This window comes from Siminovitchia fordii DSM 16014 = CIP 108821 (assembly GCF_000374565.1).
Taxonomy (GTDB): Bacteria; Bacillota; Bacilli; order Bacillales; family Bacillaceae_C; genus Siminovitchia; species Siminovitchia fordii.
In genome coordinates, this window is record NZ_KB894691.1 from 79499 (window position 1) to 100234 (window position 20736).

The window sequence follows — 20736 nt, forward strand, 5'->3', positions numbered from 1 at the left end:
CTATGTGTTTTCAGTATCCAAAAAAGGCTTCGGACCAATGTCCAAAGCCTTAAAAGTCAAGAGCGCGCCCTTCGGATTGCCCGTTAACGAACCAATGTCAAAGCCAACAACCTACAATGCAATGCTTTCTTTCTGCTTCGCAGAATAGATTGCTACTGGCAGTGCAATCGTAATGGTTGTTCCTTTTCCAACCTCGGACGCGACAACTAAATCTCCATCATGCAATTCGACAATCGCTTTCGCTATGCTCATCCCCAAGCCGAGCCCATCCGACTTTTCATTCGTGTTTGTACCACGATAATACCGGCCAAACAGATTTTTAACTGCTTCTTCATCCATCCCTATTCCATTATCTTCAATTTGAATATTTACTGACTCTTCTGTTCTAAGAAGTCTCACTGTAACTCTTGTATCTGGAGGATTATGTTTAATTGCATTATAAATAAGATTATCCAAAACCCTTGTAAACCATTTCGGATCCAAAGGTATATAGGTTGGATTTTCCATTCCAATACATTCAAAGGAGTATTCTGAGAGCGTGAAGTCTTCTTTAAATTTCGCAACCACTTTTCGCACAAAGTGATTTAATTCAAGCGAGCTTTTATTCAACGTGATTCCACTGTTCTTTAGCTGAAAAACCAATGAAAAATCATTTACCAATTCAAGCATATAATCGCCTTTTTTCCTAATCGTTTTACCGATTTCTTCAAGTTCACCAGCAGAAAAATCATATTTATTACTCTCTAACATATGTCCATATCCTTGAATGGTTGAAAGTGGAGTACGCAGATCATGAGAAATTCCCGCCATCCACTCTTCTCTTAATTGTTCAAGTCTTACTCTCTCTCGTTCAGCACTATTTAATTTATCCGCCATATGATAAAAAGATTGAAAGACTTCCTGATATAATCGATAACGATAGCGTGTCTTCCCTTTCTTTTTAAACACTTTCTTCTTCTCTTTTTCCGTTAATACCTCATCGTAACGCTCTTTTCCCATCCGCTCCAGCCAATTAACAAACAATAATAGAGGCCGACCATAGCGATATCCATTCCATATAGAAAACATAATCGTTAAAAATAAGCTGATTAAAATGGCAATTAATAAAATCTGTGTCTCTTGAGAGGAAAAAATCCAAGTTGGTTTTGGACTTTCTTTCCCTGGCAAATGAAGTATCCATGAAATACCCGTTTCTGAATCATTATAGACCTCCACCCGGGTTGGATGTTTGCCCGGCTCATAAATTCGGCCTATTATGTCCAGATGCCCGAGTTGTTCTTCCTCATTTGTGCCAATCGATTGGATGAGCTCACCCTTCTCAAAAATTTGAATATAACCGTTAAAGGGCTGTAATTTTTTTTCTAAGGCTGGCAGAGCTTTTTCATCTACATACCCTTGATCATTATATGATGTATACCATTTCCCCAAAGTGTCTCGATAATTATGCTGAAAACCAAATAAGAAATAATATTCTCCATTCATCCATGAATCATAATAGGTGTGGACAGGATAATGTTCCACTTCTCTTGTTTCCTCAATTTGAAGAAGCTCATTTATTGTATACGATTCTTTTAATGCCGAAGGTGTATGTTTAGAATAAATAACATGACCCTCTTTATCGATAATTTGCATCCACATATCATTTTCATTCAATAATTTAGACCATTTCTCATCAATCTCAACTTCATTGTCCTTTATGACCATCCTGGATGGAATCGTTTCAACTAAACCGTCAACCGTATTAGCGTTTAATTCCACCTTAGTTAATAGATTAGCTACCAACACAAGCAAAAAGATAAAAAAGATAAAAACAGATACGAATAACATCACAAACTGTATGGAAAAGTGCAAAGTGATTCTTCTTTGTAACCTCATGTTTGTTTTTCCTTCACCATTTTATAGCCAAGTCCGCGGATAGTCAGAAGAAAAACCGGATTCCCAGGGTCAGGTTCGATTCGTTCACGGATTCTGCGAATGTGAACCATCACTGTATTATCATCTGCCATATGATCATAACCCCAAACGGCTGTAAACAACTGTTCTTTCGAAAGGATTCGATTGGGATGTTTACAAAAATAAAGTAATAACAAAAAAACTTGAGCAGGACAAGGCACTAACTCTCCTTCAACAAATAATTCTCCTGTTTCTTCATCCAAAACAAAACGTCCGAAGTCATATCTTTTTTTATTTTTCACCACAGTATTTTGCTGCTCATTTTGGTTTCTTCTTAATTGTGCTTTTAGTCTTGCTACAATTTCTAGAGGATTAAAGGGTTTAGTAACATAATCATCTCCCCCTTTTTCAAATCCTGTTAAAATGTCAAAATCGGTTACTTTCGCTGTTAAAAATAGAATGTAAGCATCTGTATATTCACGAATCTTCTCACATAAATCAAAGCCATTTATATCAGGAAGCATGACATCCAGAACAATCAAATCAATCGATTCTTGCCGAATGATTTCCATTGCTTCTTTCCCGTTCTCTGCTTTAAAGATATGTGAAAAACCTTCTTTTCTTAAAACCATTTCAACCATTTGCATAATCGCGCATTCATCATCCACCAATAAAATCTGGCATTCTTGCATTAAAGACACCCTTTTTTAAAAAGATATTAATAAAGCAATCTTTCATAAAGCGAATGATCAGTCAGTATTGCATTCTCTGAATTTATAACAGATATCCGCACAAATTGCAGGTTCAAAATATATTTCTTGCCATCCTTCATTTATTTTATCGTTTAACCCTTTCCACTGTACTAACTATCTATAAATTCGCATGAAATCCGGTCCTTTATGAACATTCCTTAAGAGAATTTACTTCCTATTTCTTACGCCGAATGTTCCGTATGTCTCATGGCGAAGCGCCAATATTGTTTTGTACCTCTTGTTCGAACGACTATATTCAAATCAGCTAATCCCTTCCGTAACTCCCTGGCTTCCTCATCATTTTTATCTTCCAAAGCTTTTTCTCGGGCTTTCATAAGTGCGTGAACGGCATTAGAAACTTCCTTTGTCTTAGCAGTCCAGAGCTGGAATTCCTTCTCATACGGATCGCCTTGTTCCCACGGATAACGATGAAAGACGAAAGCATCTTCAACAACCTTTTCTTTATGATGATGAGTCTCGCGTAATAATTCATGTCCGTTCAAATCTACTATAACCAGCTCTTTTTCATCTAAAAAAACATGCTGTATTTCATCCTTTGAAATTGCATACGTATGATCGTCTTTGTATATGACGATTTCCTGATCGGAAATGTTGGCACGCAATATTTCTTCGATACATAAAAAAGCAAGAAAGAGCCCTAAACAAGCGCCAATGATCGCCAATATTATTGCAGACCAATCACCGCTTAATGACTGGATTTTAAGAAGCACCTTATTCACTAATTCAAATGATTGATGATAAGGTATCCAAGAAAGTCCTATTATCCATTTCACAATTCCAGTAGCAAAATAACCGCCAATGAGTCCGATCGTGGCAAAGCTTAGATATAGGATACTTTTTTGGTTTTTAGTCGGGCCTAATAAAGTCGATGAAGTATCCATGATTTCCCCCTTTATCCGTTTCCTCTCTTTACGTCACCCTAAATTCTTTTGTATTTTAAGAATCCGTATTGGCATATTACACATTATCCTAACAGTACTTACTTTTTAATTTAGCACAGCAACCTTACATACAGCTAAACAGATATCGTTAAAAATTAAGGTTATGGTAAGGTTTTAGTGCCGATAAAGTTAAGTTCTCCCTATATGCTTTTTAATAAGCATGAAGTAAGGGAGTTTTTATAATGACAAACATGACAAAGCGAGTAAACGCGATTGATGGTATAAGGGGTTTTAGTCTCTTGGGGATCTTGCTGGCCAATTTGCTGATTTTCCAATACGGAATATGGGGTAAAGACGAATTGGAGTTTTATTCTGTATCATCAGCTGATTCCTTCTTCAATATTATCCTTCATATTGCCGTTGAAGAGAGTTTTATGCCCATTTTCACCTTTTTATTTGGCTATTCTATGATCATGATGAAAGAAAGCCTGGAAAACAAAGGGTTAAAAGTAAAGCGGTATTTTGTGCGAAGGTCGGTTTTTTTACTCGTGATCGGTTGGATTCATAGCACATTTTTATGGGAAGGAGATATATTATTTTTTTATGGCCTAATGGGGTTCTTCCTGCTGCTCTTTTTAAATCGAAAGAAAACGACACTGCTTGTTTGGGGAATCATTTTATTCTCGCTAATGGCTTTACTTTTAGGCATCGGAGCCTTTATAGATGAGGGAAATACAGGTATTGTGGATGCTAAAAAACTGGGTCCTTATATGGAAAAAACGATTGATGTTTATGGAGAAGGTACTTATTTGGAAATCATGCATCACCGAAATAATGAAGCTCCGATCGAAGAAGATTCCTACCTATTATTCTTCCTTGTTTTATTTGCACCTTTTTTTACAGCTCCTATGTTTTTATTCGGTATGTATGTAGCGAAGAAAAAGATTTTTCTCAATCCATTGAAGGAAAAAAGACTATATCAATATGCGGCTGCTTGGTTAATCCCTCTAGGACTTGGATTAAAGGCAATCTATCATATCTTCCCTGAATATAGTTGGACGGAGGTTTCTAATACTTTAGGCGGTCCACTCCTTTCAGTTGGTTATATATTTGCTATTGCCTATTTATATAGCCGTGCTTTGAATTGGCCCATTCTAAAGATGTTAGAAAGTGTCGGGAAATTATCAATGACCAACTACTTGATGCAAACTGTCATCTGTACAACTATTTTTTATGGCTATGGGCTCGGACAGTTCGGAAAAATGGGTGTAGGAGCATCTATCATTTTAGGATTCGCTATATTCGGCCTACAAATGTGGATCAGTCACTATTATTTAAAATATTTCCGTTATGGGCCAATTGAAAAATTAAACAGAATTTGGACCCATTTTTCTTTTAATGGAAGACCAAAAGAAAAAAGACCGAAAGAAAAAACGGCCTAAATGAAGATGGCTGAATCAGCCATCTTCTTACTTCTAATCATACATTTTTATATTTGAGGTACTAAGATTCTTTGCAGAAGCCCGGAATCACTTAATTGCCTTCTTTCACAATGGCTCCACATATAATCCGGTCGCCTGCATTCCCCGCTGGATCTGTGACATAATCATCCTCACCGGCATGAACGACAAGGGCGCTTCCATCCTTGTCCAATAAAGAATTTGGTTTGCCCCGTTCCAGAGTAACGTCTGCCGTCTTTATGATCTCATCCACCTTGCCTTCAGAATTCACTTCCAGGTTCGGCATATCTCCCGCATGATATCCTTTTGGATTATGAAATCCATGTTCTTTATGTCCGGGGTTAAAATGTCCGCCCGCCGATTTAAAATCAGGCGGCTCGCATTTTCCGGTTTCATGAATATGGATGGCCCTTTTCCCTGGCTCCAGTCCTTCGGCTCTCACATGAATAGCCACACCTTTTGAGTTTTCCGAGAGCTCCGCTTCTCCAACCTTCTCCCCTTCTGTATTGATCAGAGGAATATTGATAGGCGTTTCCGCATTGACCATTGCCGTATCCTCGCGTTTTTCCTGTTCAGCGGTGTCTTTATTTCCACTGCATGCACTTATGATTAAAAGCAACAGAATCATTGGACCCATTATTTTTTTCAGCATAAGGTACCTCCAATTTTAAAAGTTATTACCTGTATTTACCATCATCCTATTATTTATACTTTTTCCAAACCTTTAATAGCTTTCAAGCCTGTCGGCTTTACTTATATACCAGGGTTCGTTAAGATAAAATCAATATTTCATTGTATTCCTCTAGGAGTTGATCAAATGAACGATACATGGGCGTTATTACATTCAGGCCATGATGATGCCGCTATCAACATGGCCATGGATGAAGCATTGCTGAACTGGCACAGCGAAGGGAAGATCCCTCCCGTCCTCCGTTTTTATGGCTGGTCTACCCCGACGCTTTCTATTGGTCATTTCCAAAAAGTCGACCGGACAATCGACCTTGAAGGTATAAAACGGCATGGTTGTCAATTTGTTCGTCGACAGACAGGCGGAAGCGCTGTCTTACATGACGATGAGCTCACCTACAGTGTCATCGTCTCAGAATCCAGACCTTACATTTCCCAATCAATACGGGAAGCGTACTTTGAATTATCGAAAGGGATCATGGAAGGATTCAAACAACTGGGAATCGAAGCGGACTACTCCATCCCGAAAGAACGCTTCAGGGATCGGACGGCTGTTTGCTTTGAAAGACCATCAGATTATGAGATGCTGGTAAATGGCAAGAAAATTTCGGGACATGCCCAGACAAGGAAAAAGGGGGTCCTTTTACAGCACGGCTCCATTCCTTTCACCATGGATAAACAGATGTTGTTTGACCTTTTCTTTTTTTCAGATGAAGAAACAAGGCAAAAGAAACGTGCAGCTTTTTCAAAAAAAGCAATAACGATCAACGAGGCGTCCGATCAGCCTGTCACTTATGAAATGGCTGAAAAAGCTTTTCAAAAAGGCTTTGAAAAGGGTTTGAATTTAGAGTTGGTTCCTTTTGAACTTACAGAAGAACAGTGGAACGAGGTACATGAACTGGCAGAAACGAAATACCGTTCAGATGATTGGAATTTACATTATCGAAAGAGGGTGTTGGCTCATGGCAAAAAATGAAGAATACATAAGAAAACCCGATTGGCTGAAAATCAAGATTAACACGAATGAATCTTATACAGGCTTGAAGAAATTGATGCGCAACAAAAGTTTGAATACGGTTTGTGAAGAAGCGCGTTGTCCGAATATCCACGAATGCTGGAGCGAGCGGAAGACGGCCACCTTCATGATCTTGGGTGATACATGTACAAGGGGCTGCCGTTTTTGTGCAGTCAAAACCGGACTTCCGACAGAGCTGGACTGGGGGGAGCCTGCACGTGTAGCGGAATCAGTACAAATCATGGGCCTGCAGCATGTTGTTGTGACGGCTGTGGCACGGGATGATTTGAAAGACGGGGGAGCTGCCGTTTTTGCGGAAACGGTAAGGAGAATCCGCGAAGTCAATCCGGGGTGTACAATCGAGATCCTTCCTTCCGATATGAAAGGTGATTACGAAAGCCTCACCACGTTGATGTCAAGCGCACCTGATATTTTCAACCATAATATCGAGACAGTCAGGCGTCTGACCCGCCGTGTCCGCGCACGCGCCATGTACGACCGTTCGCTGACACTGTTGCAACGCGTAAAAGAGATTTCTCCAAAAACACCAACAAAATCTAGCATCATGGTAGGACTTGGGGAGACAAAAGAAGAAATCATTGAAACAATGGATGACTTGCTTGCACATGATGTGGACATTATGACGATTGGACAGTACCTGCAGCCTACAAAAAAACATCTGAAGGTTGAACGCTATTATCATCCGGATGAATTTGAAGAACTGAAACAAATTGCTTTGTCCAAAGGTTTTAGCCACTGTGAAGCAGGGCCGCTTGTCCGCTCATCCTACCACGCAGATGAGCAGGTAAACGCCGCATCCGCCCAAAGAAGGATTAAATATATGAAGGGATACGAGGAACAGGAGGAAAAAGAGGTCGACTTCACCTTTTAACCGAGTAATTCCAGGCAAACCGCATTCCTATCAAGGATGCGGTTTTTCCGTTGAACATAAACATTTTTATTAAAAGGCATCAAGATACTGGATCATTTGGATGATCCGGATACTTGATGAAGTGGTAGCATTATATCGACTGAACAAGCCAGCTAGGCCGGATAGTAGAAGTTGCCCGACCTAGCTGGGATTAGATTAGAAATATGTGCGTATTGGGCGCAGGGCGAGCCCGCGCGAACAGGCGTCCATTTAACGACAAAAATATTCTAGGAAGAGAGAAAGGGCATCAAAAGATGTCTTTCATCCATAAGGAACACTCTATTCATTTAACCTCGCCTAAACCCTAAACCGTACTAACTCTTCTCATTGTTTCATTTCTCTTAAAACCATATTTCTCATAAAATAGGTGAGCATCCTCTGTTGAGAGACTCATATTGGTTTCCCTTATATCCGGGTGTACCAAGATGCAATCCATCAGCCATTTCCCCAAGCCGTTTCCCCGGTATGCCTCATCAATCACAACATCCAACAACCAAGAGAAAACAGCTTTATCGGTGACTACTCTTGCAAATCCAATTTGCCTGTCCCCCGTATAAATTCCAAAAGTAATAGAGTTTTCAATACTCTTTTTTATAGTCTCTTTTGCTCTGTCCCCTGCCCAATACGTTGTTGAAAGCAACTGATAAACCGCTTTCATATCTAGTAATTCCTGTTGGTCACTCAAGACGAATTGATCTTTTGTCCACTCCAAAGCTGCCGCCTCCTTTAACAAACTTGCCATTTATTTTACGGGATTTCTTTTGAAATTGTAAGTAGATGATTTCATCTATTCCAATCCTTGGCCAGCATCCCGTAAACTGCATGGTCCACATAGTGGTCATACAGCCATTCCGATTCCCTTAGGTAGCCTTCCAACTGAAACCCGAGCCTTTCCGCGATAGCCCTGCTTTTAACATTTTCCTTGGCTGCCCTAATCTCTACACGATTCAATTTCATTTCCGTAAAGGCAAATTGAGTCAGCGCTTTGACCGAACGGAGGATGATTCCCCTCCCTGTATAATGTTTATCAAGCCAATATCCAATAGAACCGGATCTGTTATTCCAGTCAAATTCGTTAAACCCTGCCACTCCTACTACCTTATCTTTATAAACAACCGCAGTATTCATGCTCTTATGCCTGGCAAAACTATTCCGGCTTTCCCTAATATAAAGTCTTGTATCATTGACGCTGTTCGTATAGTCAAGCCATGGCAGCCATTGTCTCAAATGACATCTTGATCGGTCTGTCAGCTTAAAGAGCCTCTCCGCATCGTTTTGATCGACGAGTTTCAAATAGATCTCTTCATCTACCACATGGACAAACACTGTACTCCCCCCCTGACTTTGAAAAAACCTATGCACAGAAATGAAAAATATCCTTAAAATTACAATAAATATTATGTTATCATCCTTAGGTTTTCCAATACAACCAGTTTAGAGAAGTATTTCTCCATACAAAAAAATGATGAACAGGGATACAAACGTCCCCGTCATCATTACAGTGTATTAAGCCTCCAATTCATCAAAGGCAATCTGAGGCGGTTCCTTTTTAAAGAAATCAGTTGTGAACGCAAGATAAACTGTACCCAATAGAGCCCAGATTCCTCCTGCTATTAGCGAAAAGGTATCGAGGTTGGCCCATAGATATACGACAAACGCCAATCCGATTAATGGGAAAATAAAACTTCCTACAAATAGACCGAACGTACGCGGGCCCTTATGTCTGAAAAAGTTGATAATAACACAAAGGTTCACAAATGAAAATGCAGTAAAGGCCCCTACATTGATCAGTGAAGTAGCAGCTTCCAAGCTCAGAAAAATAGCCGATAGTGACAAAACACCGATCAGCAGGATGTTGGCTACTGGTGAATTATATTTTGGATGCAAATATCCAAAGAAACGTTTCGGCAGCACTCCGTCCCTTCCCATTGCATAAAGCAGCCTTGATGCGCTGACCTGCGCAGCCAAGCCTGAGGCAAAAACGGAAAAAAGCGCTCCGGCAAGGAAGAACGACAGGAATAAGTTCCCCCCGATCATCATGGCAATTTCAGGAGAGGCTCCTTCAATATCTTTGAAAATCGAAACATCAGGAAATAGTGACTGCATAAAATAAGTCACTCCGAAAAAGAAAATGCCACCAATCCCTGCGACAAGAAGAATCGCTTTCGGTATTGTCTTTTTTGGATTAATCGTATCTTCCGATAGAGTTGTAATTGCGTCAAATCCTATAAAAGACAAAGCCAATAGCGCCGCTGCGCCAAACAGTCCCGAAAATTCATCTCCTGAAGGTAAAATTTCACTTATAGGAATAAAGCTCTCAGGCCCGTTGACAATGGAACGGATTGTTAGATACGTAAAAATGATTCCGACCAACGCTTGGAATACTACAAGAAGCAGGTTGACGGAAGCAGCAAGTTTCACACCGAAGATATTTAAAAAACTAATGATCGCAAGTAAACCTGCAATCCATACCCATCCCGGCACCTCTGGAAATCCGGCAGAAAGGTAAATATCGGCCAGCAGGGCATTAATCATTGGAAGCGCTATATAAGCAATGAAAGTGACCCAACCGACAATGACTCCTAAATAAGGATTGATAACATTCCGCGTATACGTGTAGACGGAACCCGCATTAGGAAATTGCCTGACAAGCTTTCCATAACTGAGTGCTGTAAACAGGATGGCAATAAAAACGACGATGTAAGCTGCTGGTACGTGTCCGGAAGAGACATCAGATGCGATTCCGAAAGTATCAAACACAGCCATGGGAGACATGTACGCCAGACCGATGGCAACAACGTGTATTAGTTTTAGTCTTCGTTCAATTTGATTGGTTTGTTCCATAAAAAAAATCATACCCCTCAAGTTTAAATGGTAGCCAAGGAGAAACAGTAACTGTTGAATGCGTTTTCAGGGTGTGGACATTCTTCTTTTATCAAGAATTAGGCCTGGCATATTGGAATGCCAGGCTAATTCACCTTTAGTCTAAATTAACCCAAACACTTTTGACTTCTGTGTAGTTTTCCAATGCGTAAGAACCCATTTCACGTCCAATTCCGGACTGTTTGTATCCTCCGAACGGCATGGCCGCATTCGTGAGATTGTAGCAGTTGACCCAAACGGAGCCAGCTTTTAACTTACCGGCAACAAGGTGGGCGTTCTTTAGGTTCTCAGTCCAAAGTCCCGCTCCGAGGCCATAAGGACTATTATTTGCACGTTCAACCACTTCATCGATTGTTTTATACGGCATGCAGGCAACAACCGGGCCAAAAATTTCTTCCCTTGCGATCGTCATGTTATCCTCTGCTGCAAAGACGGTAGGCTGAACAAAATACCCTTTGTCAAGGCTTTCTCCGCCAGCTAAAAGTTTTGCACCTTCGTCAATACCTTTTTGAATGTAGGATGTAACAATGTCCTGCTGCCTTTTGGAAACGAGCGGACCCATTTGAGTATCTTCCGCGAGGCCGTTTCCAAGTTTTACTTTTTTCGCGTAATCAGCAAGCCTTTCCATGACTTCATCATACATTTGTTCTGGAATATATGCTCTGGAACCTGCGCAGCATACTTCCCCTTGATTTGCCATGATGCCATTAAATACGCCAGGAATGGCTTTGTCCAAGTCCGCATCAGGCAAGATAATGTTCGGTGATTTGCCGCCGAGCTCCAGTGTTACACGCTTCATAGTATCTGCAGCTGTTTTCATGATGGATTTTCCGACAGGTGTAGAACCGGTGAAGGCAATTTTATTTACCTTCGGATGTTTAACAAGTGCATCTCCTGCTGATTTTCCAAAACCAGGAACAATATTGATAACTCCGTCAGGGAATCCTGCTTCTTCAATAAGCTTTCCTAAGTAAAGCGCTGAAAGAGGCGTCTGTTCCGCCGGTTTTAAAATGATGGTACAGCCTGTGGCAAGCGCCGGAGCAATTTTCCAAAGTGCCATCATGATCGGGAAATTCCAAGGAATGATTTGGCCTACAACACCAACAGGTTCGTGACGGGTATAGTTAAAAAACGAATGGGAAACCGGAATGGTTTGTCCAGTCATCTTTGTAGTCCATCCGGCAAAATACCTGAGCTGTTCAATTGCTCCAGGCAAATCGGCGTTTCTCATTTCCTGGATCGGTTTACCGTTGTCCAATGTATCCAACTGAGCAAGAACTTCAAAGTCTCTTTCCATTAAATCAGCCAACTTGTGCATCAGCTTAGAACGATCTGATGCGCTGATTCTGGACCAAGGTCCATCTTCAAAAGCTTTTGCGGCGGCTTCAACTGCTTTTTCAATATCCTTCTCGCGTGCTTCATACACATGAGCCAAAACTTCCCCTGTAGCCGGGTTATGCGTTTCAAATGTTTGGCCTTCTAGCGCTTCATGCCAGCCGCCATCTATAAATAATTTTTTTGGACCCTTTAAAAATTCATTTACTTTCGGATGAAGTGTTAAAGTTTCACCAGTTGTCATCATTCCATCCCCTTTTTTTGAAAAAGTTGACTGGCTGGGCATCCCAGCCAGTATTTTAAGGATTATATTTCCTTATGCGTTTCCGCTTTTCATCTTATTGTGTTTTATAGCGTTTTTGCAAATGCTCCCAACGCATCGTCAACAATTGTGATGATTTTTTCCACTTCGTCTTTTTGTACGATGAGTGGTGGCGCAATTGCTACGATGTTCATGCCTGGAGTGAAGTCAAATGGTCTGATTAACAGTTCACGTTTATAGGCTTCTTCAACAACTGTTGCAGCAGCTTTGATTGTTTCAAATGGTTTGCCTGCTGCTGGATCTTCCATCAAGTCAAATCCGGCAAGAAGTCCTCTGCTTCGAGTATTTCCAACAAATGAATACTTGTCTTCCAAGTAATTTAAACCTTTTTGCAGCTCTTCTCCCATGGCAGCTGCGTTTTCAATCAATCCGTCGCGCTCAAGAATTTCAAGGTTTTTCAAACCGACGGCACATGCTGTTGGATGTCCGCTGTAAGTAAATCCATGTGGAAGCATGCCATCATATGTGAAGAATGTGTCTCTGATTTCTTCTCTCATGATGACGCCGCCAAGCTGTACGTATCCGCTTGTCATCCCTTTTGCCGCACAAATGAAATCAGGAACAACATCCCAGTGATCTACACCAAACATTTTTCCGGTTCTCCCGAATCCGCAAATGATTTCGTCAGCAATCATATGGATATTATACTCATCACAAAGTGCACGGACTGCTTTCAAGTAACCTTCTGGAGGAACGTGTACCCCGCCGGCACCCTGGATCGGCTCTACGATGACAGCCGCAACTTTATCAGCACCTTCTCTTTCAATGATGCTTCTGATGGAGCCTTCATACTCAGGATGGCTCTTGTCGCCAAGCTCACATTCAGTCAAATGAGGTTTCGCGTTTACGATATTAGGGTCCCCTGATCCGGAGAATTCACGGTAAGCATCGATTCCAGTTGCCCTTTGGGTTGCAATTGTAACGCCATGATAGCCTCTTCTTAAAGAAATAATGAGTTTCTTGTCTTTTTTGCCTTTTATATCCCAGTAAGACCTGGACAATTTAAAAGCTGTATCGTTGGATTCAGATCCGCCAGAAGTATAGAAAATCGCGTTCAAGTCACCAGGTGTAACTTGTGCGATCTTTTCAGCCAAACGTACGGACGCTTCATTCGAATAACCATAGAAAGTGGTTGTGTAAGCCGCTTTTTCCATTTGTTCATAAGCAGCTTCAGCCAATTCTTTCACACCGTGTCCCACGTTCACATTCCAAAGCATGGAAACTCCGTCGATGTATGTTTTGCCTTTCATATCTTTTAAATAGATGCCTTCTCCGCTTTCAAAAATTAATTTTGGTCCAATTTCAGAGTGCAGCTTTGGATTAGTGGACGGATGAATAATATGCTTTTTATCCAGTGCAGATAGTTCGTTGAATAATGCTTCATTTTGGCTCATTTATAAATCTCTCCTTAAATTATGTTTTTTATTGGAAAGGCGCCGAGCGCCCAGAAACCTATTTTACTTCCGCCAGCTTTTGAACAACATATAAAAGGACGTTTGCTCCTTTTTCAATATCATCATCTAACGTCAATTCCTGTTCGTTATGGCTGATGCCATCAACGCTCGGAACGAAGATCATGCCGGTATCCGACACGCCTGCCATATATTTAGCATCATGGCCTGGGCCGCTGAACAAATCCATTGTGGAATATCCAAATTCATCTGCCGCCTCTTGGATAGCATCCTTAACGACCGATGAGAACAAGGTTGTCTCAGAGTTCCAATCAGTTGTAATCGTCAATTCCACTTCGCTCATCAACGCAATGGCACTAAGCTGTTCCTTTAATCTTTCGAACGCGTGGGACCTTAAATCATTGTCCTCGTGGCGGATATCGATTGTGAATTCCACCTCGCCAGGAATAACATTTGTCACGTTGGGGCTTACATTCACTTTTCCAACGGTTGTTTTTAAACCTTGGACTTCATCTGTAATCTCATTTACCTTTACAATCATCTTGGACGCAGCTACAAGTGCATCACGCCTGTTTTCCATTGGCGTTGGGCCTGCGTGATTTGTCTTTCCGGTCACCTTTACCGTGTACAAATCATTACCTTGGATACCCTGAACAACACCAATTGTTATATCCTTTTCGTGTAAAATAGGCCCCTGCTCAATATGCAATTCAATGAAATTTTTCACGTTTGTTATTCGGTTTTGAATAGATCCCGAATAATTAATTTCATTTAAAGCCTGTTCAAAGGATATTCCTTCATCATCTTTGATGCCGTAAATAAAATCCTTTGAAAAGTTTCCGGTAATTCCTCCGGATCCGAGCATTGGAGGTGAGAAGCGGGCTCCCTCCTCATTGGTGAAATTGATAACCTCAATAGGGTATTCGGTTTCAATGTTGTTTTCATTTAAAACCCTGATGACTTCCAAAGCAGATAGAACACCTAAAATGCCGTCATATTTTCCACCGCAAGGCTGCGTATCCAAGTGGGAACCAATAGCAATAGATGGACCATCGTCCTTCTTGCCTTTTCTTCTTCCATATATGTTTCCAAAATCGTCTATTCTTACTTCAAGTCCTTCCTCTTTTAACCAGTCGGCAAATATATCGCGCATATTTTTATCGGCTTCCGACAATGCAAGGCGATTTAACCCTCCATTACCGGATGGGCCAATGGAAGAGCTTACTTTTAGTGTTTCAAGCAAACGTTCTTTGTTTACTTTTAATAATGTCTTCTCCATACGCATCCTCCTCATTCATTTTATTAATGCAAGAAGCGTGCCAAAAATTTTTCCTTGCTAAACTTATAACATTAAATTCTTTTTAAACAACTTTGAACCGAATTCGACATTGAATGGTGCGAATTCGGTTCGATTTCGCAAATTACTAAAAAAGAATCTCTCAATCCTCCTAAAATTCACTGGGTTTACGCTCTTCATTATACATGGTCCTCTGTTTTAATTTAAGCCTTCCTTAGAGATAATGTTTAAATACCACTCCTACCATACTTGGCGGCTGTTTCTATGTCAAAAAACGGAATAATTTCATCGTCTTCGATTTTGCACTTTAATCTTCTATTAAACTAAATCTATAGGAAACTGGTTACTTTACATCGAAATAAAAGCAGAAGTCTTCTCTCGGGAGATAATAGTCACAAATTCCACAAAGCTAAAATTCAGCTTGGGAAAAGATAACTGTTAAAGTTAAATGAGATTTCGGCTTCATAAAGGTAGCCATAATGACTTCTTTCATGAAATCCCTCTGTTTTCAACTATTCTTGTTTTATAAATGCCCCATATGATCAAAATCAACTTTTCCATCAACAACCGTTACTTCTTCAACGGGTATTTCCAAATATACTTCGTTCCAATACAGCAATATCAGTAAAATTACCTACTTCGAATGTATCGTAAGCAGGGCCGTGTGAGTCGTTTATGCGAGAGCCATACCTCTATCCCCATTCACTTCACGTTCCTTCACAATTAATTTGGAAAACGAATTTTAGGAAACCCGTCACGCGAGTTTGCAAGTTTTTGTGGTCCCAATTTGAAATCGAAGCAGTTCTTGGCCAGTCGGAAAGTTCAGTAAATACCGCATTACTTGAATGACTACAACAGATACCTATTGATATAAAACCCCAATAACCTCACCATATCCCCGTCATTTTTTCACAAGTGCAAGAATTGTACCAAAACTTAAATCCCTTAAAAAACAAAAACCTTTCACGTAGTAGGATAGTAATATATAATAGATTTGCACCGAAATTGAAAAGAATGATGCGAAAACGAATCGATTTGTTAATATCAGGAGGGCCTTTTCATGAAAAATCATTTTTTTAACGATAAACACTTTCATCAAGTATTCAATCATTTAAAGGATGGTATATTCATAGCTGACAAAAATGGCGTTGCTCTATGGTGTAATGATACAAGCACAAAGCAGATCGGTGCACCGCGTTCCAGGATCATCGGCAGGCATGTGAATGACATGGAGAACAACGGTTTTTTCACCCCTTCTGTGACTAAGATTGTATTGGAAAACAGAGAAGTTGTGACAAAAGTCCAAACTTCCAAAGACCGACAATTTTTGGCGACCGGATATCTTGTAAAAATTCATGAGGACGATGCAGAATACATCCTCGTCCAAGTAAAAGATATTACCGAAACGGTGAAGAATTCATTTAAACTGGAAAAAGCGGAAGCGTTGATGAAGCAATATTGGGAAGAGCTTCAGGAGATGAAAAAAACCCAACAAAAGGAACAAACGAGCCAGTTAATCATCGGAAACAGCAAAAGTAATGAAGAATTATTAGATTTAGTAAACCGAGTTTCCAGCGTTGATGCGACGATCTTATTAACGGGAGAATCCGGTGTAGGAAAAAGCTTGATCGCCGGTGAAATCCATAAACATAGCACGAGAAGAGATAAAAATTTTGTCCAAATCAACTGTGGAGCCATTCCGGAAAACCTTTTGGAATCAGAACTTTTCGGATATAAGAAAGGAGCTTTTACCGGGGCAAGCCAAATCGGAAAAAAAGGGCTTGTCGAAAAAGCGGACGGCGGCACCTTGTTTTTAGATGAAATCGCTGAGCTTCCTTTGTCTCTGCAGCCAAAATTGCTTCAATTGGTCCAGGACAAGTCGTTTATTCCTGTTGGGGGAACAGAACTTAGAAAAGTCGATATCAGGATTATCGCCGCCACCAACCAAGATTTGCCGAAAATGGTCGAGGAGAAGAGGTTCCGCGAGGATTTGTATTACCGTTTGAATGTAGTGTCCATCCAAATACCGGCGCTTAGGGAACGGAATGAGGATATTCCGCCACTGGTCTATCATTATTTAAACCTATTTAATGATAAATATATGAAAAAATCATCCTTGGACAAAGGGGTGCTGGAACATCTTCAGAACTACAGCTGGCCTGGAAATATCCGCGAACTCGAGAATATGATTGAACGATTAATCGTAACGGCAAAGTCGGATACTATCACTGTTTCAGACCTTCCGGATAAGATCTTATACGAGGAATTTATGGAGCATTCAATCCGAAAATTGAATAACCAAAGCCTTCCTGAATACCTGGAAAAAATAGAAAAAAGATTGATAGAGGAAGCCCAAATGAAATATCCTTCTACGAGAAAAGCAGCACAATCTCTAGGGTTGACTCAATCTTCTTATCTAAGAAGATTGAAAAAGTATGGAGATTAGCGAGACAAATTATGGCGTGAAGCTTGGATTTGCACGAAATTCAGGATAATCTTATGAACAATAGGGTAATCTTTAGTCCGTCAAACTAGATTTTCATACCTTTAGTTAGCGATGTATTTTCCTACTCTTTTTAACCCCTTACGGGGCATCTTTTTTATGGCATGAAAATTGCATGATATTATAATGAACATAATTGGAGGGGATCATTTATGGCACGTACGATAGATAGTACACCAAAAAAAGACGGCTTCAGAATGCCCGGAGAATTTGAGGAACACGAAGGCACATGGATGCTATGGCCTATGAGAACAGACACTTGGAGATCCGGAGCGAAACCTGCTCAAAGAGCTTTTGCAGAGGTGGCGAAAGCGATTTCGGAATTTGAACCGGTAACGGTATGTGTCAATGCGGAGCAATTTGAAAACGCCCGCGCTCTATTGAACGATAATATAAGAGTGGTTGAAATTTCATCCAATGATGCTTGGATGCGTGATATCGGACCCACATTTGTAAAAAATGACAAGGGTGAGATACGCGGTGTAGACTGGCAATTCAATGCCTGGGGCGGTTTGGACGAAGGACTATACTTCCCATGGGACAAGGATCAGCTTGTCAAACAAAAAGTAATGGAGATTGAAAACATAGATCGATATAATGCAAAAGATTTCGTATTGGAAGGTGGAGCCATCCACGTTGACGGTGAAGGAACCCTCATAACCACTGAACAATGTGTATTAAATTCAAACCGGAATCCTCACATGTCAAAAGAAGAAGTCGAGAAAAAGCTGAAAGATTATTTGAATATCGAAAAGATCATTTGGATCAAGGATGGTCTTGTTGACGATGAAACTGACGGACACGTAGACGAAGTATTATTTTATGTGCGCCCTGGGGAAGTGGCCATCGGCTGGACAGACGATCCTGAACATCCTCATTATGAAGTCCTTCAAAAGGCTTACAAGCAATTGGAACAGGAAACAGACGCCAAAGGGAGAAAGTTGAAAATCTATAAAATCCCGATGCCTAAACAAATTGCCATTACAGAATCCGAAAGCAGCGAGATCGATTTTGCCGCTGATGCTTTCGACCGTTCTGGTGAAACTGAATTCATTGCCACCTATGTCAATTGCTACATTTGCAATGGTGGAGTAGTCATTCCATCATTCGGCGATCCAAAGGATGAAGAAGCAGTTGAAATCTTCAAGAAGATGTTCCCTGACCGGAAAATTGTTACAGTGAACACTCGTGAAGTTTCCCTCGGCGGAGGAAACATCCACTGCATTACTCAGCAGCAGCCAAAGGCATAATGTATAGATGACAGGCGGAGCATCTCTCCGCCTGTTTTTTTACCGGGGAAGACGGATTTTTACCATTGTCTTATGCGAATGAATCTCGTATAATGAAAATGTCGTTATTTACGGGATGTAGCTCAGCTTGGTAGAGCACTAGCATGGGGTGCTAGGAGTCGCAGGTTCAAATCCTGTCATCCCGATACAAAACCTTTGATTTAGCAACGCCTTAAAGTCATTTGGAAACATTATAAAACCACACGAAATAAGATTTTCGCCGTCAAAATGTCGGCACGAAAAAACCCTTCTCAATTGAGAAGGGTTTTAATTTGCATATTCAATTTCCACGATCGATTCATATGTGAAATCCAGAATATTATACTTAGGCCATCTAACATTTGCTCCGATAAGATAGGAATAAACTACATTGTTCTAAATAAATTTACTTTTCCTTGAGTGGAATAATCAATGATTCGATGATGCCGAGGTGGATACCTTCATGCCAAGTGACAAATCGAGGCTGGGCTTCAACCGTATCTAACATTAGTGAGCGGATATCGAGAACCTCAGCGGATGGCACGTGATTGTTCCAATCATCTTGATGTGTTATCTAAGAAAAGGCCTTTCCATTCCGAGTGAGTGATTCCGTAAAAAAGAGACTCCTATATTTAGGAATCTCCTGGTACATTTTGATTAAACTTTTCTTCGAGTATTTGTAACGCTTCATCAATCTTCTTTTCGTTAAGTGCTTTTAACTCCTTTTTTAATTTATTATATTCTTCTTCAATCCAGCTGTGGTATTCAGCATTTCTATTTCTTAAATAGTTGTAGCTTTCACCCGACATCAATTTTCGTTGCTGATATAAATATTGTAAGGCCGTTCCAACTTGGCTTCCTTCATCAAGCCTTTTTCTGTACTCATCTACTCCATAGCCAAAGATATCGAGCGAATTTCTTAATTTGTCATGTTCTAGACTCGTTTCTTTCTGCGTTTTCCACTTTTCCCAGCTTTTTGCAATCTCCTTCATTTGATCTAACTCGTTTTGCAGACTTTCCGCATTTTGCACGTCTTCGTATGTACCCTCTGTAGCTTTGGCCACTTCCTTCAACTGTTTTTGGCCTTCATTGTCGACATTAAAACCGATAACATTGACAATTGGAGTAATATCAGACCCGTAAAGCTGTTTGGCGGCGGCAACGGGATCATCATCACAGGTTGAAACCCCGTCACTGACCAAATAAACTATATTCGTGTTTTGGTCTCCTTTGAATTCTGCTAAATCTTCTTGAGCTTCGTTGATCGCCAATTGAATCGGCGTCCATCCTGCTGGCTGAGCTTTTTCTAAAGAAGTTCGAAAGTCGGCTTTGTCGTATTTTCCTATCGGGTAGATAAGATCACTGCTTGCGCATGAACGTGCTTTGTCAGAATCACTACCTGTCCCCTCATGTCCGTATATTCGAAGTCCCACATTGGCTTCGGCAGGCAGGCCTTCCACGAAATTAGTGATTGCCTTTTTCGCTGCTGCCATTTGCGTTTCTCCGCCAAGATCCTTTCCCATGCTTCCAGAAGCATCGAGTAAAACAAGGACATTTAAATTTTCTTTGAACTGCATCCGAGGATCGTCAATATTCGGGTTGCCGATCGCTTGAAAGCGCATCTTGGCAAGTAGCTCCTCAGGCCCTTTAAAATCATGCTGAAAAACTGCCAATATTTCATTATAATAGTGATCAAGCTGTGCCTTTGTAGGATCACCCGAAATATCAGGCAGGTGCGCTGTCAATTCATCCAGCTTAGGATGGTCGTCCTCATGAATTCCGAAAAGCTGGGGACCTGTATATCCGGGGGGTAAAGCAGCTAATTCAGCTAATGTTTGCGGAAGTGGAGCAGGCTCAATGTCTTCAGCTATAGTTTGTTTTTCAGTCTCGCTTTCGGCTTGGGATTCTTTTTCTTTCTCGGATATTTCTCCATCATCCAGGGCAATGGGTTCATTTGGGACTAAATTTTTGTCATCATGGGCTTTTTCACCACAGGCAGTGAGGAGGAAAACGAAAACAGTCCATAATAAAAAATGTTTTAGTTTCATTATATCTCCTTATTTCAGCAAAATAGAA

General features: G+C 40.7%; 16 protein-coding genes and 1 tRNA gene. 6 read left to right on the plus strand and 11 right to left on the minus strand.

The window, feature by feature from the left end:
* Positions 1 to 111 precede the first annotated feature (111 nt).
* The 3 genes from C509_RS0111215 to C509_RS0111225 all read right to left on the minus strand — a co-directional run bounded on the left by C509_RS0111215 (position 112) and on the right by C509_RS0111225 (position 3547).
* Positions 112 to 1875 (minus strand): sensor histidine kinase, encoded by a 1764-nt coding sequence (locus C509_RS0111215; RefSeq protein ID WP_018707035.1) that lies wholly within the window; start codon positions 1873 to 1875, stop codon positions 112 to 114.
* Entirely contained in the window at positions 1872 to 2585 is a 714-nt protein-coding gene (locus C509_RS0111220) for a response regulator transcription factor (RefSeq protein WP_018707036.1), read from the minus strand. Before C509_RS0111220 ends, C509_RS0111215 begins: the two co-directional genes overlap by 4 nt.
* Before the next feature lie 242 nt (positions 2586 to 2827).
* A complete protein-coding gene (locus C509_RS0111225) occupies positions 2828 to 3547 on the minus strand; it encodes a YqeB family protein (protein WP_018707037.1) in 720 nt (239 codons plus the stop codon).
* A gap of 242 nt (positions 3548 to 3789) precedes the next feature.
* Between C509_RS0111225 and C509_RS0111230 the strand changes: the two genes are divergently transcribed.
* Complete coding sequence (locus C509_RS0111230; protein ID WP_018707038.1) at positions 3790 to 4989, plus strand: DUF418 domain-containing protein; 1200 nt, start codon at positions 3790 to 3792, stop codon at positions 4987 to 4989.
* Between the two features lie 91 nt (positions 4990 to 5080).
* On the opposite strand, the gene C509_RS0111235 is transcribed toward C509_RS0111230, so the two are convergent.
* Entirely contained in the window at positions 5081 to 5659 is a 579-nt protein-coding gene (locus tag C509_RS0111235) for a superoxide dismutase family protein (RefSeq protein ID WP_018707039.1), read from the minus strand.
* A 165-nt stretch (positions 5660 to 5824) separates the two neighbouring features.
* Here C509_RS0111235 and C509_RS0111240 point away from each other — a divergent pair, with 165 nt between their 5' ends.
* Together C509_RS0111240 and lipA are read left to right on the plus strand one after the other, a co-directional pair.
* Positions 5825 to 6670: a lipoate--protein ligase family protein gene (locus C509_RS0111240; RefSeq protein WP_018707040.1), complete on the plus strand. Its 846-nt coding sequence runs from the start codon at positions 5825 to 5827 to the stop codon at positions 6668 to 6670.
* The gene (gene lipA / locus C509_RS0111245) at positions 6657 to 7601 is read left to right on the plus strand and encodes a lipoyl synthase (RefSeq protein WP_018707041.1); all 945 of its coding nucleotides are present in this window, start codon (positions 6657 to 6659) and stop codon (positions 7599 to 7601) included. Before C509_RS0111240 ends, lipA begins: the two co-directional genes overlap by 14 nt.
* 343 nt (positions 7602 to 7944) lie before the next feature.
* Here the strand turns inward: lipA and C509_RS0111250 are convergent, their stop codons facing one another.
* The 6 genes from C509_RS0111250 to C509_RS0111275 form a co-directional block, all read right to left on the minus strand.
* Entirely contained in the window at positions 7945 to 8352 is a 408-nt protein-coding gene (locus C509_RS0111250) for a GNAT family N-acetyltransferase (RefSeq protein WP_018707042.1), read from the minus strand.
* Between the two features lie 71 nt (positions 8353 to 8423).
* A complete protein-coding gene (locus C509_RS0111255) occupies positions 8424 to 8966 on the minus strand; it encodes a GNAT family N-acetyltransferase (RefSeq protein ID WP_018707043.1) in 543 nt (180 codons plus the stop codon).
* 180 nt (positions 8967 to 9146) lie between these two features.
* Positions 9147 to 10484, minus strand: coding sequence for an APC family permease (locus C509_RS0111260; protein WP_018707044.1), 1338 nt, complete (start codon positions 10482 to 10484; stop codon positions 9147 to 9149).
* A gap of 136 nt (positions 10485 to 10620) precedes the next feature.
* Positions 10621 to 12102, minus strand: a complete 1482-nt coding sequence (locus tag C509_RS0111265) for an aldehyde dehydrogenase family protein (RefSeq protein WP_018707045.1) — start codon at positions 12100 to 12102, stop codon at positions 10621 to 10623.
* Between the two features lie 104 nt (positions 12103 to 12206).
* Positions 12207 to 13574 (minus strand): aminotransferase family protein, encoded by a 1368-nt coding sequence (locus tag C509_RS0111270; RefSeq protein ID WP_018707046.1) that lies wholly within the window; start codon positions 13572 to 13574, stop codon positions 12207 to 12209.
* A 58-nt stretch (positions 13575 to 13632) separates the two neighbouring features.
* Complete coding sequence (locus C509_RS0111275; RefSeq protein WP_018707047.1) at positions 13633 to 14871, minus strand: Zn-dependent hydrolase; 1239 nt, start codon at positions 14869 to 14871, stop codon at positions 13633 to 13635.
* 1078 nt (positions 14872 to 15949) lie between these two features.
* Between C509_RS0111275 and C509_RS0111280 the strand changes: the two genes are divergently transcribed.
* The 3 genes from C509_RS0111280 (at position 15950) to C509_RS0111290 (ending at position 18827) form a co-directional block, all read left to right on the plus strand.
* Positions 15950 to 17335: a sigma-54 interaction domain-containing protein gene (locus tag C509_RS0111280; RefSeq protein ID WP_018707048.1), complete on the plus strand. Its 1386-nt coding sequence runs from the start codon at positions 15950 to 15952 to the stop codon at positions 17333 to 17335.
* Between the two features lie 209 nt (positions 17336 to 17544).
* Complete coding sequence (gene aguA, locus C509_RS0111285) at positions 17545 to 18642, plus strand: agmatine deiminase (RefSeq protein WP_018707049.1); 1098 nt, start codon at positions 17545 to 17547, stop codon at positions 18640 to 18642.
* Positions 18643 to 18753: 111 nt separating this feature from the next.
* Positions 18754 to 18827, plus strand: a tRNA-Pro gene (locus C509_RS0111290).
* 465 nt (positions 18828 to 19292) lie between these two features.
* Here the strand turns inward: C509_RS0111290 and C509_RS0111295 are convergent.
* A complete protein-coding gene (locus C509_RS0111295) occupies positions 19293 to 20708 on the minus strand; it encodes a VWA domain-containing protein (RefSeq protein ID WP_018707050.1) in 1416 nt (471 codons plus the stop codon).
* Positions 20709 to 20736 lie beyond the last annotated feature (28 nt).

Coding starts and splice junctions, on each gene's coding strand:
- C509_RS0111215 (WP_018707035.1), bottom strand. CDS start 1,875: ATGAGGTTACAAAGAAGAATCACTTTGCACTTTTCCATACAGTTTGTG.
- C509_RS0111220 (WP_018707036.1), bottom strand. CDS start 2,585: ATGCAAGAATGCCAGATTTTATTGGTGGATGATGAATGCGCGATTATG.
- C509_RS0111225 (WP_018707037.1), bottom strand. CDS start 3,547: ATGGATACTTCATCGACTTTATTAGGCCCGACTAAAAACCAAAAAAGT.
- C509_RS0111230 (WP_018707038.1), top strand. CDS start 3,790: ATGACAAACATGACAAAGCGAGTAAACGCGATTGATGGTATAAGGGGT.
- C509_RS0111235 (WP_018707039.1), bottom strand. CDS start 5,659: ATGCTGAAAAAAATAATGGGTCCAATGATTCTGTTGCTTTTAATCATA.
- C509_RS0111240 (WP_018707040.1), top strand. CDS start 5,825: ATGAACGATACATGGGCGTTATTACATTCAGGCCATGATGATGCCGCT.
- lipA (WP_018707041.1), top strand. CDS start 6,657: ATGGCAAAAAATGAAGAATACATAAGAAAACCCGATTGGCTGAAAATC.
- C509_RS0111260 (WP_018707044.1), bottom strand. CDS start 10,484: ATGGAACAAACCAATCAAATTGAACGAAGACTAAAACTAATACACGTT.
- C509_RS0111265 (WP_018707045.1), bottom strand. CDS start 12,102: ATGACAACTGGTGAAACTTTAACACTTCATCCGAAAGTAAATGAATTT.
- C509_RS0111270 (WP_018707046.1), bottom strand. CDS start 13,574: ATGAGCCAAAATGAAGCATTATTCAACGAACTATCTGCACTGGATAAA.
- C509_RS0111275 (WP_018707047.1), bottom strand. CDS start 14,871: ATGGAGAAGACATTATTAAAAGTAAACAAAGAACGTTTGCTTGAAACA.
- C509_RS0111280 (WP_018707048.1), top strand. CDS start 15,950: ATGAAAAATCATTTTTTTAACGATAAACACTTTCATCAAGTATTCAAT.
- aguA (WP_018707049.1), top strand. CDS start 17,545: ATGGCACGTACGATAGATAGTACACCAAAAAAAGACGGCTTCAGAATG.
- C509_RS0111295 (WP_018707050.1), bottom strand. CDS start 20,708: ATGAAACTAAAACATTTTTTATTATGGACTGTTTTCGTTTTCCTCCTC.